Source organism: Vibrio sp. 10N.222.52.B7 (assembly GCF_041474275.1).
GTDB classification, from domain to species: domain Bacteria; phylum Pseudomonadota; class Gammaproteobacteria; order Enterobacterales; family Vibrionaceae; genus Vibrio; species Vibrio crassostreae_C.
In genome coordinates, this window is record NZ_JBFRTU010000002.1 from 62,169 (window position 1) to 78,335 (window position 16,167).

Below are 16,167 nucleotides of genomic sequence, written 5' to 3' on the forward strand. Positions count from 1 at the left end.
AGCGGCTTGTCGGCATTTTGCGGCTGTGTTAGATATATGTTATTCACTTTACTTTCATAAACGTGAGACGTCAACACTTCTAGACGTCTATATGTCTTTGCTTATGGCAGTAAATCCCGCTAAAATCACCACTATTAATTTATTCTAACAACTAAAGTGATGAAGGTACGCAATGGCCGACTGGAATGGTGAATACATAAGCCCATATGCTGAGCATGGAAAGAAAAGCGAACAAGTAAAGAAAATTACAGTTTCTATCCCTCTAAAAGTGTTAAAGGTTCTTACTGACGAGCGTACTCGCCGCCAGATTAATAACCTACGCCATGCAACAAACAGTGAGCTACTGTGCGAAGCCTTTCTACATGCGTACACAGGCCAACCACTACCAACGGATGAAGACCTTCGTAAAGACCGCCCAGACGATATTCCTGCTGAAGTGAAAAAGCTGATGACAGAGATGGGTATCGAGTTCGAAGCGTTTGACGAAGAATAAAAACAACTCAGTCACTGCCTTCATTATTGATTCGCTCTAGCTGAACCTTATTTATCACATCGCGCATAGCTTTTTATGATTGCGCTGTGAATGATAGACATAAAAAAACCGACTCCAGATGAGTCGGTTTTTTATTATTCTTTTTGGCTCAATAGAGCAACAGCTATTAAGCCATATAGTTAGCAGGCATCTCGATACGAGCTACGCCAGATTCAACAGCCGCTTCCGCAACTGCTCGTGCTACGCGAGGAAGTAGACGTGGGTCCATTGGCTTAGGAATGATGTAACCCTTACCGAACTCCAGTGCAGTCTCGCCCGCAGCTGCTAGTACTTCAGCTGGAACTTCTTCTTTCGCCAGTTCACGAATCGCTTTAACCGCCGCTAGCTTCATTTCGTCATTAATTTCGCTCGCACGCACGTCTAGTGCACCACGGAAAATGAATGGGAAACAAAGTACGTTGTTTACTTGGTTAGGGTAATCACTGCGGCCTGTACCCATGATTAGGTCAGAACGAACTTCGTGTGCAAGCTCAGGCTTGATCTCTGGATCTGGGTTTGAACATGCAAACACAACAGGCTTATCAGCCATCAGCGTTAGTGCTTCAGCAGGCAGTAGATTCGGCCCCGATACACCCAAGAACAGGTCAGCGCCTTCGATAACATCTTCAAGCGTACGCTTATCAGTGTTATTTGCGAACAGCTCTTTGTATTCGTTTAGGTCATCACGACGAGTATGGATCACACCTTTACGGTCAAGCATGTAGATTTTTTCACGCTGAGCGCCACACTTAATCAGTAGTTCCATACAAGCAACCGCCGCTGCGCCAGCACCTAAACAAACGATCTTACACTCTTCAAGTTTCTTACCTTGAAGCTCGATCGCATTCAGCATACCCGCTGCCGTTACAATCGCAGTACCGTGTTGGTCATCGTGGAATACCGGAACATCACAACGTTCAATCAGGCGACGTTCAATCTCAAAACAGTCTGGTGCTTTGATGTCTTCCAGGTTAATGCCGCCGAATGTATCTGCGATATTCGCAACTGTATCAACGAACTCATCGATTGTGCGGTGTTTTACTTCAATATCGATAGAATCTAAACCAGCAAAACGCTTAAACAGGAGCGCTTTGCCTTCCATAACAGGTTTAGAAGCAATAGGGCCAAGGTTACCTAGGCCAAGAATCGCTGTACCGTTAGAGATAACTGCAACCATGTTGCCTTTACCTGTGTACTTATAAACGTTATCAACGTTCTGTGCGATCTCGCGAACAGGCTCAGCCACGCCTGGGCTGTATGCAAGTGCTAGGTCTTCTGCAGAGTTTGCAGGCTTCGTCAGTTCTACGGCAATTTTGCCTGGAATTGGGAACTCATGGTAATCAAGAGCTTGCTGACGGAATTGTTCTTGAGGTGATAATTCTTGAGAGGATTGAGCTTGGCTGCTGTCTTCAGACATAGGTGTAGGTTCCTAGGATATTATTATTTGGGGGATCTTGTTCATGTTAATGGATGTACTTCAAAGTTCCTAGGTGGTTGAAGCCTCTGTCTCATTAAAAAACGAGATTTCACTACTAATAAGACCAGTGAGCAGTTGAAATTACTATCGCTTGTTGAAGTTTCGTGCTGAATTTTGGTGAAGAGAGATACGCAAGGAATTGCCCTGAAATAGAATAGAGAGGCAACTTATCGTTGGGTGAGAGTGATGCTTGAATAGAAGTCAGTGCTTTCTCAAATTACAGGCAACAAAAAAGGACACCGAAGTGTCCTTTTTCATGTCTAAATAGCGAGAATTACTTCTTGCTAGAAAGAGCACCGAAACGCTTGTTGAAGCGATCAACACGGCCGCCAGTATCTACGATACGTTGCTTACCAGTGTAGAACGGGTGACATTTGTCACATACGTCTAGGTGGATTGATTCTTTTGCTAGCGTTGAGTTGAACTCAAATGTGTTGCCGCAAGAACAAGTTGCAGTAACTGCTTTGTATTCTGGGTGGATTCCAGCTTTCATGGGATAACCTCAAGTAGGCCGTGTCGCTATACGATTCTAAGCCGCACACCACACGTAGTTTAAAAAAAGAAATAAAGACACCGCATCGACACAAAAGAGTGATGAAGCCATACCTTTAAGGCGCAGTATAGTAATGAATCTATAAAGCAGGATCAACTGATTTGATACATTTTTCACCAATTCTCTCTTTATTTCCTTTATCGCCCTGAGATTTCGAGCTGTCGTTGTCTGTATACGTTAACTCGCCGCCTTCATCCAAACTGCTTCTCGAATTTAACCGCCTTATCCTTTAGACTGTTCGCTCTCGTCAACTCAGATAAAGCCGTCCCTTTATGCGTCCAATGATTGCCCGCGTGGCACTGCCTGTTCCACTCGACAAGCAGTTCGATTACAAGATTCCTAGCCATCTATTTCCGATTATTGGTGGACGAGTCTCTGTGCCTTTTGGACGACAAACCTTAACCGGTATTGTAACGGCTCTGGTTAACGAATCTGAATTCGAGCTAGACAAGCTCAAACCGATTAAAGCCTTATTAGACAACCAACCCGTTTGGCCGGAATCTGTCTATTCACTGTTAATGTGGTGCAGTCAATTTTATCAGTACCCTCTTGGCGAGACCTTTGCTAACGCCCTTCCGAGCGCTCTAAGAAAAGGCAAAGCCGCCGACTTCGCAACGCTGGTTGAGTGGCAGTTAACTCCATCAGGCAAAGACCAACTGATGCAAGGTTTTGGTCGCGCAGTCAAACAAGCCAAAGTGATGCACATGCTTGAGCACGGCCCCGTTCCCCATCAAGAGTTCATTGATGAAGAAGTTGGCAGCGCCGTACTCAAGACACTAGAAGAGAAAGGCTGGATTGAATCGGTAGAGAAAAAGCCGAAGCGTCAGGCGTGGCCAGTTGATCTTGAAAACGACCAAGACAAACCTAAGCTCAATGCTGAACAAGCCATCGCGATTGCGACCGTAAATAGCCAAACCGACTTTGGTTGTTTCCTGTTAGAAGGCGTCACTGGCTCAGGTAAGACCGAGGTTTACCTGAATATGATTAAGCCGATTCTCGATCAAGGTAAACAAGCGTTAGTACTCGTGCCTGAGATTGGCCTCACCCCTCAAACAATTAACCGCTTTAAACGACGCTTTAATGTGCCTGTTGAGGTTATCCACTCAGGTTTAAACGATTCTGAGCGACTGAATGCTTGGTTATCGGCGCGCGATAAAATAGCGGGCATCGTGATTGGTACCCGTTCGGCTCTGTTCACGCCGTTTGCTGACCTAGGTATTATCATTGTCGATGAAGAACACGACGCGTCTTATAAACAGCAAGATAGCCTGCGCTACCACGCTCGTGATGTGGCGATCATGCGTGCGCACAAAGCGCAGATTCCAGTTGTGTTAGGCTCGGCGACTCCGGCCTTTGAGACGCTGCACAACGCTCAGATCGGCAAATACAGTTATCTCACCCTGACTTCACGTGCGGGTGTCGCACTGCCGACCACCAATAAGGTGTTGGACGTTAAAGGTGAATATCTAGAAAGTGGTTTGTCTGCGTCGTTAATTGCAGAGATGCAAAGACACCTCAAAGCTGGCAACCAAGTGATGCTATTCCTCAATCGCCGAGGTTTTTCTCCCGCATTGATGTGTCACGATTGTGGTTGGACAGCCGAGTGTAAACGTTGCGATGCTTACTACACCTATCACCAATACAGCAATGAGATGCGCTGCCACCACTGTGGTTCTCAGCAGCATATCGTGCACAATTGCCAAGGCTGTGGATCTGCAAACTTAGTGACAGTGGGTGTAGGGACCGAGCAGTTAGAAGCTCAACTTGGTCAACTATTCCCTGAATACAAAACCATTCGTATTGACCGCGACAGCACCCGCCGTAAAGGCAGCTTAGAAAGCGCACTCGAGTCGATTCGTAAGGGTGAATTCCAAATTCTTATCGGCACGCAGATGCTCGCTAAGGGTCACCATTTCCCTGACGTGACACTTGTGGCGTTATTAGATGTGGATGGCTCTTTATATAGCAGTGACTTCCGAGCGTCTGAACGTCTTGCCCAGCTATTCATCCAAGTAGCGGGACGCGCAGGACGAGCAAGCAAACCCGGTGAAGTGATCTTACAGACTCACCACCCAGAACATGGGTTGTTGCAAGCCTTGCTACACAAAGACTATAACCACTTTGCTCAGACGGCACTGGCAGAGCGTAAGCAAGCAATGTTACCGCCCTATACCTTTATGACGCTGTTTAGAGCAGAAGCCAATGACACTCGCTTGGTGGAAGAGTTCTTGCGTCAGGTTCGTCACACATTGGAATCGCACCCTTTGTTTGACCAATATTGCATGGTGTTAGGGCCAACCCCGGCTCCGTTAGCAAAACGAGCGGGCAAATCGCGCTGGCAGTTAATCTTACAAACTCAGACGCGCTCGTTAATGCAGAAGCTATTGATGAGTGCCAAGCCGGCCATCAATATGTTACCTGCTGCGAAAAAAGTTCGCTGGTCACTCGATATTGAGCCGCAAGATTTGAGTTAAACCCACTTGGGTTAAAACTAATGATAAGTTTGTTCACAAATATTTCATATTTCTCGTGAGCAACTTCACACTAGTCATGTGATTTTTGTTAATCTAGCCGTAACTTTACACGGATTAAACGAATAAAATATTGCAATAAAAAAAGTGTTAGCAACACTTTCATAATATCTATTCGATTACATTTATTATTCACGCCTTAGATGCTTAGGCGACAAAGGAACTTAAAAGAGGGTTTAATTTATGGCGACAATGAAGGATGTTGCCCAGCTAGCAGGCGTCTCAACAGCCACGGTATCACGTGCATTGATGAACCCTGAGAAAGTCTCAGTTTCGACTCGCAAACGAGTAGAAACAGCAGTACTTGAAGCTGGATACTCACCCAATACATTAGCTAGAAACTTACGTCGCAACGAATCAAAAACCATCATCACTATTGTTCCTGATATCTGTGACCCTTATTTCGCTGAGATCATTCGTGGTATCGAAGATGCCGCAGTAGAAAATGATTACCTTGTTCTACTGGGTGATAGCGGCCAGCAAAAGAAGCGCGAGTCTTCGTTTGTTAACTTAGTTTTCACCAAGCAAGCCGACGGCATGTTGCTGCTTGGCACTGACCATCCGTTTGATGTCAGCAAACCTGAACAAAAGAACTTACCGCCGATGGTAATGGCATGTGAGTTCGCACCAGAGCTTGAACTGCCTACGGTACACATCGATAACCTGACCTCTGCCTTTGAAGCGGTGAACTACCTAGCTCAGTTAGGTCATAAGCGTATTGCTCAAATTTCAGGACCAGTATCGGCAACACTGTGTAAGTTCCGCCAACAAGGCTACCAGCAAGCGCTGCGTCGCGCCGGAGTCTCAATGAATCCAGCCTATAGCACGGTCGGTGACTTCACCTTTGAAGCGGGCGCTCAAGCGGTTCGTCAATTACTGGCACTTCCTGAACAACCTACAGCTATCTTCTGTCACAACGATGCGATGGCGATTGGTGCGATTCAAGAAACGAAGAAGCTGGGCTTGCGCGTTCCTCAAGACCTATCGATTGTCGGCTTCGATGACATCCAATTCGCTCAATACTGCGATCCACCGCTAACCACCATTTCTCAGCCTCGTTATGAGATTGGACGCCAAGCGATGTTGATGATGCTTGATCTATTAAAAGGCAACGATGTGCAAGCAGGTTCGCGTCTGCTTGAAGCTAAATTAGTGGTTCGAGGCAGTACAGCGCCACCTCGAATATAACCCTTAGAAATATCCTTATAAATCTGCGGCACATTTTGATGTGCCGCTTCCATTTCTGCACTATTATCCTCGCGCAATCTGGATTACCATGAGGGCAGAATCAGCAACTATTGAATTGTCTTGTGGCTAATAGAGATTATGTAAAGCGCGGTCGTGGCACGAAAAAACCGACCAAAAAACAAGCCCCTCGCCGTAAACCTTGGCGCAGTGGTCTTTTGGCGATCCTCCTTGCCGGTGGTTTTGGTTACGGACTTTACCTATTGAGTAATGATCCTGAGCCGCCTACACCAACGCCTGTGGCAACCAAACCAAAACCTAAGCCAAAACCAGCGAAAGTGATTCCGCCGCCTCCTGAAGAGAAGTGGGACTACGTTGAAACGCTGCCAAGCCGCGAGATTGAAGTAAAAGCCAAAGAGCAACAGATCTCTAAGATCCCTTACATCATGCAGTGTGGCGCTTACAAAACCTCGTCGCAGGCAGAAGCACGTAAGTTGGATATTGCCTTCCAAGGTATCTCAAGTGAGATCCGCAAGAAAGATGGCAGTAGCTGGTACCGTGTGGTTTTAGGGCCATACAAGTTGAAGCGTGACGCAGAACGCGATCGCCATAAGCTGCAACGAGCGAAAATTGAACCTTGCGCTATTTGGAAAGACGGGTCTTAATCAACTCAATATATAATAGGGGGAAGAGGATTCCCCCTATTGCTGTTTGAAAGCGTTCAATAGTTCATCGCACAAGCAATACCAGTATGTTAATCAAAAGAGTGCGTTTTAACGAAACTGAGGTACTTGTTCGTAGTACTCAAGCCCAAAGTCAGTCAGGTAGACCTGCTCCTTATTTATCTCGATGTAACCAAAAAAATCCAAGTGCGCTAAAACGTTAGGAAATGGACGTTTAAGAAAAACGTTAACCGAGTTTTTTAGATGTTCTGTTGAACACTCGCCCGCCTCCTGATACATCAGATGATGCAGTATAGACAGCTCATCCAGATCCATATCTCTATTAAAAAAACTGATATTGTCACTATTCATCACACTACTCCTTATGCAGTGAATACCACTGATTAGTGAACATCATTCCTTATAAATCAAACAAAAAGTGTTAACCATTTCACGTTAGAAATTTGTTTTATCTTTTTTTATATTTATCACAAACTATTAACCCACCAACCCTTGCCACACATAGGCTCAACAGGTAATGGATGTTTGAAACAACTGGTAACATTTAGTTTTTTTGATATGACATACCATTAAAAGTGGCACTTGAATTCATGATAGTGGAGCCACATATAAGTAGTAACCATAAATAATAATCAAAAGAGGTCGACTCGTGACTACCATTGTATCTGTACGTCGTAATAATAAAGTCGTCATCGCGGGTGATGGACAAGTATCTCTGGGCAATACAGTAATGAAGGGCAACGCCCGTAAAGTACGTCGCCTATACAACAACAAAGTACTGGCCGGTTTTGCTGGCGGTACGGCTGATGCTTTCACGCTATTCGAAAAATTTGAAAGCAAGCTGCAAATGCACCAAGGCCATCTCACCAAAGCGGCAGTTGAGCTAGCGAAGGATTGGCGTAGCGACCGTGCTCTACGTAAGTTAGAAGCACTGTTAGCAGTAGCGGATGAGACCGCTTCACTGATCATCACAGGTAACGGTGACGTAGTTCAACCTGAGAACGACCTGATTGCGATCGGTTCGGGCGGAAACTTCGCTCAAGCAGCCGCTACTGCACTATTAGAAAATACTGATTTAGATGCGCGTGAAATCGCAGAAAAGTCGCTGAACATTGCAGGCGACATCTGTGTCTTCACCAACCATCACCACACTATTGAAGAACTAGAAAGCACCGTTGAGCTGCCAAAGCCAGAGTAACGACCGCTTCCATCAATAACGTTGTATTCAACAGTGATTAAAGAATTAAGGAAAAACCATGTCTGAGATGACTCCTCGCGAAATTGTTCACGAACTCAATCGCCACATTATCGGCCAAGACAACGCTAAGCGCTCAGTGGCTATCGCTCTTCGTAACCGCTGGCGCCGTATGCAGCTTGAAGAAAGCCTACGTGTTGAAGTATCGCCAAAAAACATCCTGATGATTGGCCCAACGGGTGTAGGTAAAACTGAAATCGCTCGCCGCCTAGCGAAATTAGCAAACGCGCCTTTCATCAAGGTAGAAGCGACTAAGTTCACCGAAGTGGGTTACGTTGGTAAAGAAGTTGAAACCATCATCCGTGATCTAACGGACGTTGCGATCAAGATGACGCACCAACAAGCGATGGAAAAAGTACAATACCGCGCTGAAGAACAAGCTGAAGAACGCATTCTTGATGCCCTTCTACCACCAGCGCGTGATGCTTGGGGTCAGAACGAGCAATCAACTGAAGACACAACCTCTTCAAACACTCGTCAGATTTTCCGCAAGAAACTGCGTGAAGGTAAGCTAGATGACAAAGAGATTGAAGTTGATGTAGCCGCACCGCAAATGGGCGTTGAAATCATGTCACCTCCAGGCATGGAAGAGATGACAAACCAGCTGCAAGGCATGTTCCAAAACCTAGCGGGCGACACCAAGAAAAAGCGTAAGATGAAAATCAAAGACGCATTCAAAGCACTGACGGAAGAAGAAGCTGCGAAGCTTGTGAACCAAGAAGAGCTGAAAGAGAACGCGATCTTCAACGCTGAAAACAACGGCATCGTATTCATCGATGAGATCGACAAAATCTGTAAGCGTGGCGACAGTTCAGGCCCAGATGTATCTCGCGAAGGTGTTCAGCGTGACCTACTGCCTCTTATCGAAGGCAGCACAGTATCAACCAAGCACGGTATGGTTAAAACTGACCACATCTTGTTTATCACATCAGGCGCATTCCAAGTGGCTAAGCCATCTGACCTGATCCCTGAGCTACAAGGTCGTCTACCAATCCGCGTAGAACTTGAAGCACTATCAGCACATGACTTCAAACGCATCCTAACTGAGCCAAAAGCATCTCTAACAGAGCAATATATTGCCCTAATGAAAACAGAAGATGTCAACATTGAGTTCACTGAAGATGGCATCAACCAGATTGCGGACGCAGCATGGCGCGTAAACGAAACCACTGAGAACATCGGTGCGCGTCGTCTACACACAGTGATGGAGCGTCTAATGGATGAGATTTCATTCGAAGCAACAGACAAAGCTGGCAGCAAGCTAGTGATTGATGAAGCTTACGTAACATCGAAACTTGGCGAATTCGTTGAAGACGAAGACCTAAGCCGCTTCATCCTGTAGCACACCAAACTCTAACTTATTGCTCTATCTCAAAGAAATAGCAGCTAATAAGCGAATTCAAGGCCCACTTTCGAGTGGGCTTTTTATTACCCGAAAAATGGGCGTATACTCAAATCACAGTATGAAACGAAGACTTACAAAGAATTAGACCTACGATGAAACAATCTCTACTGATCTGGCTTGATGCCGCACGACCAAAAACTCTGCCTCTCGCACTTGTCTCTATTCTTACAGGAAGTAGTTTAGCGTTCGCCGGTGGTCAGTTTTCTTTATCGATAGCCCTACTGGCATTTTTAACCGCCACCCTATTACAGATTTTATCGAACCTAGCCAATGACTATGGCGACGCCGTAAAAGGCACAGACAACGAAAATCGTCTGGGGCCAACACGTGCCATGCAATCTGGCGCGGTAACAGCGAAAACCATGAAGCAAGCGATCATCCTCAACATCGTGTTTACTATGGTCGCTGGGCTGATTCTTATTTTTCATGCCTTAACCTCGATTGAAAGTATCTTATCTTTCATTGCGTTAGGCATATTAGCCATTGTTGCTGCCATCGCTTATACCGTCGGTAATAAGCCTTATGGCTATATTGGCCTTGGCGACTTATCGGTATTTATCTTCTTCGGTTTATTAGGTGTTTCAGGGACTTACTTCTTGCACACTGGCCATGTTGAACCAAGCCTATTCCTTCCGGCATTGGGCTGTGGCTTGATGGCGGTTGCGGTACTCAATATCAACAACATGCGTGATATCGAAAACGACAGCGAATGTGGTAAGCGCACCATGGCGGTTCGCCTAGGACAACGCAAAGCCAAACACTATCATTTTGCTCTGCTTGGCCTCGCCCTTGCGTCTTTCGCTATCTACCTGCTTATTCAAGAAAAACCGGTCTGGATCAGCCTGCCGTTTTTGCTGAGCATTATTATTGTTTACAAGCATGGCAAAGCCGTTTGGGAAACCGAAAAGCCAGCGCAAATTGCACCAATGATGCCCGTGATTGTGAAATGCTCACTGGTCACTAACCTATTGTTTGCAGGGGTTGTCGTAGCTCAAACTCTATTGAGTTAAATGAGACTAATCATTGCAAAGGGATCAAGCGCCGATATACTCAAAGTAAGCTCATTGTTCAAAAGGTATACTAATGGAATACAACACTTCAGCACTGTGCGACATATATTTGGATCAAGTTGATGTCGTGGAGCCAATGTTCAGCAACTTCGGTGGACGTGCATCCTTCGCAGGACAGATCACGACATTAAAGTGTTTTGAAGACAACGCTTTGATTCGCTCTGTACTAGAGCAAGACGGTCTGGGGCGTGTGTTGTTAATCGATGGGGGCGGCTCACTGCGTAAAGCGCTGATCGATGCTGAGATAGCCCTACTTGCCGAAGACAATGAGTGGGAAGGGATTGTGGTTTACGGGTGCGTTCGTGAAGTCGATGAGCTTGAAGACATGAACCTAGGTATCCAAGCCTTGGCTTCTATCCCTGTTGGTGCGAGCCAAGAAGGTGTCGGTGAATTAGACGTTCCAGTGAACTTTGGCAGCGTGACCTTCTTACCTGAAGATTACCTCTACGCAGACAACACTGGCATCATTCTTTCTGCCGAACCTCTAGATGTAGAACTCGATTTGGATGTCGAGGAAGAAGACGTCGAGTAACTCTCACTCAGCTTCAAATAATAAAACAAATCATAAGAACACAAACAAAAACGCCCGCTACTGAGTAGCGGGCGTTTTTTTTAAATCTGAAGAGTCGATTACTCTACTTCATCCATTTTACCAAGAAGGTTACGGATGCGATCTTGCCATGCTGAATGCTCTTCCTGCATTTGCTGAGTTTTTTGCTCTAGCTCGTGACGGCTTGCTTTAAGCTCACCAGCTTCTGTTGCTAGTGCTTGTTTCTCTTCTTTAAGCTCTTCCACTTCCATTTGAAGAAGTGCAATTGTATCTACTGCTGTTTGAATTTTTGCTTCTAGCTGCTCTAGTACTTCAAAAGACATTCTGGCCTACCTTTAAGTTATCCGTTTGATGGTGAAGGTTCACTCCACTTATTTCCCCATTCTACTCAGCAGAGCAAGGATAAACACTCAATATATTCGATATTTTGCGCCATTCGATGAAAAAAACAGCGCTTTTTACCGAATATTGACGTGAACGATTACCGCCACAACGGCAAACCGATTATTTTGATGAATAATAACTGTTTTCCACTGCGAATTGATCGAGAGCAATCTCCAAAAAACAAAAAGGCAAACGTTTCCTTTTGGATATGGTAAAATTCGCCGCGAAATTTCTATTCCCCCTTTGAAAATTTTGGAGTCCGCATGAAACGCGATTTAGCAATGTCATTCTCTCGTGTCACAGAAGGTGCAGCACTAGCTGGTTACAAGTGGCTTGGCCGTGGCGATAAAAACGCTGCAGATGGCGCTGCTGTAGAAGTAATGCGTAGCCTATTAAACAAAACCGAAATTAGCGGTGAGATTGTTATCGGCGAAGGTGAAATCGATGATGCACCTATGCTATACATCGGCGAAAACGTAGGTGTGGGCGGCGACGCTGTCGACATCGCAGTTGACCCAATTGAAGGGACACGCATGACAGCAATGGGCCAATCAAATGCATTGGCTGTATTGGCTGCGGGCGAAAAAGGCAGCTTCCTTAAAGCGCCTGATATGTACATGGAAAAGTTGGTTGTTGGCCCTGGCGCTAAAGGCGTGATTGACCTAGAACTGCCACTAACAGAAAACCTAGAAAACATCGCTAAAGCACTAGGTAAAACACTTGATACTCTAGTCGTAACCACGCTTGCTAAGCCTCGTCATGATCAAGTCATCGCCGACATGCAAGCAATGGGCGTTCGTGTATTTGCTGTGCCAGACGGTGATGTTGCGGCTTCTATCTTAACCTGTATGCCAGACAGTGAAGTAGACGTCATGTACTGCATCGGCGGCGCACCTGAAGGTGTGGTCTCGGCGGCGGTAATTCGCGCACTCGACGGCGACATGCACGGTCGTCTTCTACCTCGCCACGAAGTGAAAGGCGACACAGAAGAGAACCGCAAGCACGGTGAACTTGAACTTGAGCGCTGCGCAGAAATGGGCGTAACGGCGGGTATCGTATTGAAGATGGAAGACATGGCACGCAGCGACAACGTTGTATTCTCAGCAACAGGCATCACTAAGGGTGACTTGCTAGAAGGTATTTCTCGTCAAGGTAATATCGCAACCACAGAAACCCTGCTTATCCGTGGCCGCTGCCGTACAATTCGCCGCATCAAATCTATCCACTACCTAGAGCGTAAAGATCCAGAAGTAGTAGGTCATATCCTGTAAGCCTAAATTCGGTGAAACAGAATATTCCAAGGCTGATACCTAGTATCAGCCTTTTGTTTTATTAGCGCACCAGAATCTGACCATGGCAGCCAATAGAGTAAAACGCTATCTATAGAGTAAATTATCATCAATATAGTAAATGGTTTGCTTTATAAACACCTTGCCTCATAATAGTAAGGTTCATTAGGTAGGGATAGTATGAAAACAAGCGACAGAATCTTACAGACCATTAAGCGTCAAGGCGCGGTAACCGCGAAACAACTGTCAGAAGAATTTGGCATGACGACAATGGGGGCAAGGCAACATCTGCAAAGCCTGGAAGATGACGGTATTCTTGCGTTTCATGATGTGAAAGTGAAAGTGGGTCGCCCGACTCGCCACTGGTCCCTGACTCAACAAGGTCATAACCAATTTTCAGACCGACATGGTGAACTCACCATTCAAGTGATTGATGCTGTCGAGAATCTATTTGGTAAAGAAGGGCTGGCTAAGGTTGCTGCCGAGCGTGAACAACACACTCTTAAGCAGTATCAAACTGCGCTGTCTGGCTGTGATTCACTCATCAGCAAGCTTAAAAAACTCACCCAGCTTCGTGAAGACGAAGGCTACATGGCTGAGCTTCAAGAGCATGATGATCACTACATCTTGATTGAGAACCACTGCCCTATCTGTAAGGCTGCAACTCGCTGCCCTAGCCTGTGCCAATCTGAGCTCAACGTGTTTACTGAGTTACTAAAAGATGAGTGTCACGTGAGCCGTACAGAGCACATCATTGCTGGCGAACGACGCTGCACTTACACCTTAACACCCGCCCTTTGATTGCAAAGGTAATCGGCTAATACCGTCTCAATATTGAGAAAATACAAATAGATTAAAATTTGTACAGATTTCTTTCTTAAGCTTAGAGCATATGAAACACGCTTAATGCTAAGGAAGGAATGATGGCGCATCCACAACCCGCTCAAAAACTGCCACCCTTTGATGAACTTGTCCAACTCGCGAAAAGCGACCCGAAAGCATTCAATCAATTCAAACACGAGATGTGCGAACAGATGATTTGTTCGGCTTCAGACGTGATGCAAGACCGACTTCGTGCGCAGCAAAGTCACATCGACTTAGTGGTTAGCCGTTGTAAAAACCCACACCACGCCAATGTCGTACTCATGCAAGAGCTGCGCTGTCAGGTCTGTAAGTTCCAAGATGCACTCGAAGGGCGCTGCGGCTTTGAAGAATCTTTGCCTGAAAATGTCGTGCCTTTTAAGCCGAATACCGAACCTAAAATGTACTGAAATTAGCAAAGCACTAAAAAGAAAAAGGGAGCGTAATGCCCCCTTCTTATTGGTTCGCTGTTCAATATTCACATGGGTCTTCGCCGTAGTCATTACGGCCTTCTGTACCTTTCAACAAACCACACTCAATCAGAATCCAGAAACCACACACTAATGCCGCGACGGTTGCCGCCATATGAATTGGCGATACCGGCTCTGTCGTCGTTGCAACCATTGGCGAAGCTAAACGACCCAATACTAATGGCACATTCAATAGTAGCCAGTAATTAGACTTATTGCGGTCGTGCCAGCGCTTAGCGGTTACCGCAAGGTCTGGGATCACAAGCATCAATAGGATGATTGGTAGCAGGATATAAGAGTAAGCAGGGAACAACACAGAGATACCTGAAGCAAAACCGGTAATCGCTATGTAGTAGAAAACATTCCAAATCCAGTAAGTCTTACGACCAATTCTCCCCTTGAAAGAGAGCAGTAATTCTTTCATCGACATCTTAAATACTCAAATTTATACGCCGCTAAAAGTCAGCAGCAATGGTTAGTTTATTACTTTTTGAAAGCAACTTTTATCCATATCACGAATATTCACCGTTAAGCTTCTTACATGACTCGCTTGTTCTTGCAGGATCTGCATTAACGATCGTGACAATTCTCGCTTTTGCTCTTCCGTTCGTCCCGAAAGTAACTCAAAGCTGATATGAATAAAGTCTACACTATCTTCCTCATCACCGACCAACCAATTATGGCAACGCAGTGAACGAGATTTCACTGATGGCACATCAAACAAGCCACATGTGAGAGCGACTTGGTGGAGATCTTCCAGTAAGCCTTGGATATTTACTCGCTCATCCACTGAATTGGAGTACTCTAGAACTAGATTCGGCATTGTTACTTCCTGTTGTTAACGCAATCGTTTGTCCCTTAATAACAACTAACGATGAAAAATCCGAGAAGTTAGCTATTATTCTGTCTGCCGGATCACTGATATATGCTCAAAATCTACTCTGACCATTGAGTAAGATCCAAGAAAGTCATGACCACAGTCATGATCTGTTGATATTAATCTGTTATATTATTTCGTAATAAAGTTTACTTTTTTACATTCGATTTATTTAAATACTTTGGAGATATTCCTATGCGTCATCCTGTAGTTATGGGTAACTGGAAACTAAACGGCAGCAAAGAAATGGTTGTTGATCTACTAAACGGTCTTAACGCTGAACTTGAAGGCGTAACAGGCGTAGACGTAGCAGTTGCTCCACCAGCACTTTTCGTTGATCTAGCAGAGCGTACGCTTACTGAAGCGGGCAGCGCGATCATCCTAGGTGCTCAAAACTCTGACCTAAACAACAGCGGTGCATTCACTGGCGACATGTCTCCAGCAATGCTTAAAGAGTTCGGCGCATCTCACATCATCATCGGTCACTCTGAGCGTCGTGAATACCACAACGAATCAGATGAGTTCGTAGCTAAGAAATTCGCATTCCTAAAAGAGAACGGCCTAACTCCAGTTCTTTGTATCGGTGAATCTGAAGCACAAAACGAAGCAGGCGAAACTGTTGCAGTATGTGCTCGTCAACTTGACGCTGTTATCAACACTCAAGGTGTTGAAGCTCTTGAAGGCGCTATCATCGCTTACGAACCAATCTGGGCTATCGGTACTGGTAAAGCAGCTACAGCTGAAGATGCACAACGCATCCACGCTCAAATCCGTGCACACATCGCAGAGAAATCTGAAGAAGTTGCTAAGAAAGTTGTTATCCAATACGGCGGTTCTGTTAAGCCAGAAAACGCAGCAGCTTACTTCGCACAACCAGACATCGACGGTGCTCTAGTTGGCGGCGCAGCTCTAGACGCGAAAAGCTTCGCAGCTATCGCTAAAGCAGCAGCTGAAGCAAAAGCTTAATGTAAACCTCACCGTTTAGATTAAATGAAAGGTCAACTTAGGTTGGCCTTTTTTGATCTCGCTCGAAAACCGCCACTCC

The 16,167-nt window shown here is 45.6% G+C and carries 18 protein-coding genes; 12 read left to right on the plus strand and 6 right to left on the minus strand.

The annotated features are described in order from the left end of the window. Positions 1 to 172: 172 nt before the first annotated feature. Positions 173 to 493, plus strand: a complete 321-nt coding sequence (gene metJ, locus AB4512_RS01150; protein ID WP_004415993.1) for a met regulon transcriptional regulator MetJ — start codon at positions 173 to 175, stop codon at positions 491 to 493. Between the two features lie 166 nt (positions 494 to 659). Here metJ and AB4512_RS01155 read toward each other — a convergent pair whose 3' ends face one another. Next, positions 660 to 1,949, minus strand: coding sequence for a malic enzyme-like NAD(P)-binding protein (locus tag AB4512_RS01155; protein ID WP_017061144.1), 1,290 nt, complete (start codon positions 1,947 to 1,949; stop codon positions 660 to 662). 334 nt (positions 1,950 to 2,283) lie between these two features. Continuing rightward, complete coding sequence (rpmE, locus tag AB4512_RS01160; RefSeq protein ID WP_004737142.1) at positions 2,284 to 2,502, minus strand: 50S ribosomal protein L31; 219 nt, start codon at positions 2,500 to 2,502, stop codon at positions 2,284 to 2,286. Positions 2,503 to 2,834: 332 nt separating this feature from the next. On the opposite strand from rpmE, the gene priA reads away from it, so the two are divergent. From priA to AB4512_RS01175, 3 genes are all read left to right on the plus strand, one after another. Continuing rightward, positions 2,835 to 5,036, plus strand: a complete 2,202-nt coding sequence (gene priA, locus AB4512_RS01165) for a primosomal protein N' (protein WP_372174184.1) — start codon at positions 2,835 to 2,837, stop codon at positions 5,034 to 5,036. A gap of 240 nt (positions 5,037 to 5,276) precedes the next feature. Further along, complete coding sequence (cytR, locus tag AB4512_RS01170; protein WP_017061147.1) at positions 5,277 to 6,281, plus strand: DNA-binding transcriptional regulator CytR; 1,005 nt, start codon at positions 5,277 to 5,279, stop codon at positions 6,279 to 6,281. A 122-nt stretch (positions 6,282 to 6,403) separates the two neighbouring features. Then, on the plus strand, positions 6,404 to 6,943 hold the full coding sequence (locus AB4512_RS01175; protein WP_017065989.1) for an SPOR domain-containing protein: 540 nt from the start codon (positions 6,404 to 6,406) through the stop codon (positions 6,941 to 6,943). Between the two features lie 108 nt (positions 6,944 to 7,051). Here AB4512_RS01175 and AB4512_RS01180 read toward each other — a convergent pair whose 3' ends face one another. Beyond that, positions 7,052 to 7,312 (minus strand): hypothetical protein, encoded by a 261-nt coding sequence (locus AB4512_RS01180; protein ID WP_017061149.1) that lies wholly within the window; start codon positions 7,310 to 7,312, stop codon positions 7,052 to 7,054. Between the two features lie 298 nt (positions 7,313 to 7,610). Here AB4512_RS01180 and hslV point away from each other — a divergent pair, with 298 nt between their 5' ends. The 4 genes from hslV (at position 7,611) to rraA (ending at position 11,223) form a co-directional block, all read left to right on the plus strand. Beyond that, positions 7,611 to 8,159, plus strand: coding sequence for an ATP-dependent protease subunit HslV (gene hslV / locus AB4512_RS01185; RefSeq protein WP_004729692.1), 549 nt, complete (start codon positions 7,611 to 7,613; stop codon positions 8,157 to 8,159). 58 nt (positions 8,160 to 8,217) lie between these two features. Next, on the plus strand, positions 8,218 to 9,558 hold the full coding sequence (gene hslU / locus AB4512_RS01190) for an HslU--HslV peptidase ATPase subunit (protein WP_017061150.1): 1,341 nt from the start codon (positions 8,218 to 8,220) through the stop codon (positions 9,556 to 9,558). A 155-nt stretch (positions 9,559 to 9,713) separates the two neighbouring features. Next, entirely contained in the window at positions 9,714 to 10,631 is a 918-nt protein-coding gene (locus tag AB4512_RS01195; protein ID WP_017061151.1) for a 1,4-dihydroxy-2-naphthoate polyprenyltransferase, read from the plus strand. Positions 10,632 to 10,704: 73 nt separating this feature from the next. Further along, positions 10,705 to 11,223, plus strand: coding sequence for a ribonuclease E activity regulator RraA (gene rraA / locus AB4512_RS01200; RefSeq protein ID WP_017061152.1), 519 nt, complete (start codon positions 10,705 to 10,707; stop codon positions 11,221 to 11,223). A 98-nt stretch (positions 11,224 to 11,321) separates the two neighbouring features. On the opposite strand, the gene zapB is transcribed toward rraA, so the two are convergent. Beyond that, on the minus strand, positions 11,322 to 11,564 hold the full coding sequence (gene zapB, locus AB4512_RS01205) for a cell division protein ZapB (RefSeq protein ID WP_008219652.1): 243 nt from the start codon (positions 11,562 to 11,564) through the stop codon (positions 11,322 to 11,324). A 324-nt stretch (positions 11,565 to 11,888) separates the two neighbouring features. Here zapB and glpX point away from each other — a divergent pair, with 324 nt between their 5' ends. The 3 genes from glpX (at position 11,889) to AB4512_RS01220 (ending at position 14,185) form a co-directional block, all read left to right on the plus strand. Next, on the plus strand, positions 11,889 to 12,896 hold the full coding sequence (gene glpX / locus AB4512_RS01210; RefSeq protein WP_017061153.1) for a class II fructose-bisphosphatase: 1,008 nt from the start codon (positions 11,889 to 11,891) through the stop codon (positions 12,894 to 12,896). A 198-nt stretch (positions 12,897 to 13,094) separates the two neighbouring features. Next, positions 13,095 to 13,715, plus strand: a complete 621-nt coding sequence (locus tag AB4512_RS01215) for a metalloregulator ArsR/SmtB family transcription factor (RefSeq protein WP_017063674.1) — start codon at positions 13,095 to 13,097, stop codon at positions 13,713 to 13,715. Positions 13,716 to 13,837: 122 nt separating this feature from the next. After that, complete coding sequence (locus AB4512_RS01220) at positions 13,838 to 14,185, plus strand: DUF3135 domain-containing protein (RefSeq protein ID WP_017061155.1); 348 nt, start codon at positions 13,838 to 13,840, stop codon at positions 14,183 to 14,185. Positions 14,186 to 14,246: 61 nt separating this feature from the next. Here the strand turns inward: AB4512_RS01220 and AB4512_RS01225 are convergent, their stop codons facing one another. Together AB4512_RS01225 and AB4512_RS01230 are read right to left on the minus strand one after the other, a co-directional pair. After that, a complete protein-coding gene (locus AB4512_RS01225; protein WP_017061156.1) occupies positions 14,247 to 14,675 on the minus strand; it encodes a DUF805 domain-containing protein in 429 nt (142 codons plus the stop codon). A 45-nt stretch (positions 14,676 to 14,720) separates the two neighbouring features. Then, positions 14,721 to 15,068: a 5-carboxymethyl-2-hydroxymuconate Delta-isomerase gene (locus tag AB4512_RS01230; protein WP_017061157.1), complete on the minus strand. Its 348-nt coding sequence runs from the start codon at positions 15,066 to 15,068 to the stop codon at positions 14,721 to 14,723. A gap of 249 nt (positions 15,069 to 15,317) precedes the next feature. On the opposite strand from AB4512_RS01230, the gene tpiA reads away from it, so the two are divergent. Next, positions 15,318 to 16,088 carry a triose-phosphate isomerase gene (gene tpiA / locus AB4512_RS01235; protein ID WP_017061158.1) on the plus strand — a complete coding sequence of 257 codons (771 nt, stop codon included), beginning with the start codon at positions 15,318 to 15,320 and terminating at the stop codon, positions 16,086 to 16,088. The last annotated feature ends 79 nt before the right edge of the window (positions 16,089 to 16,167 follow it).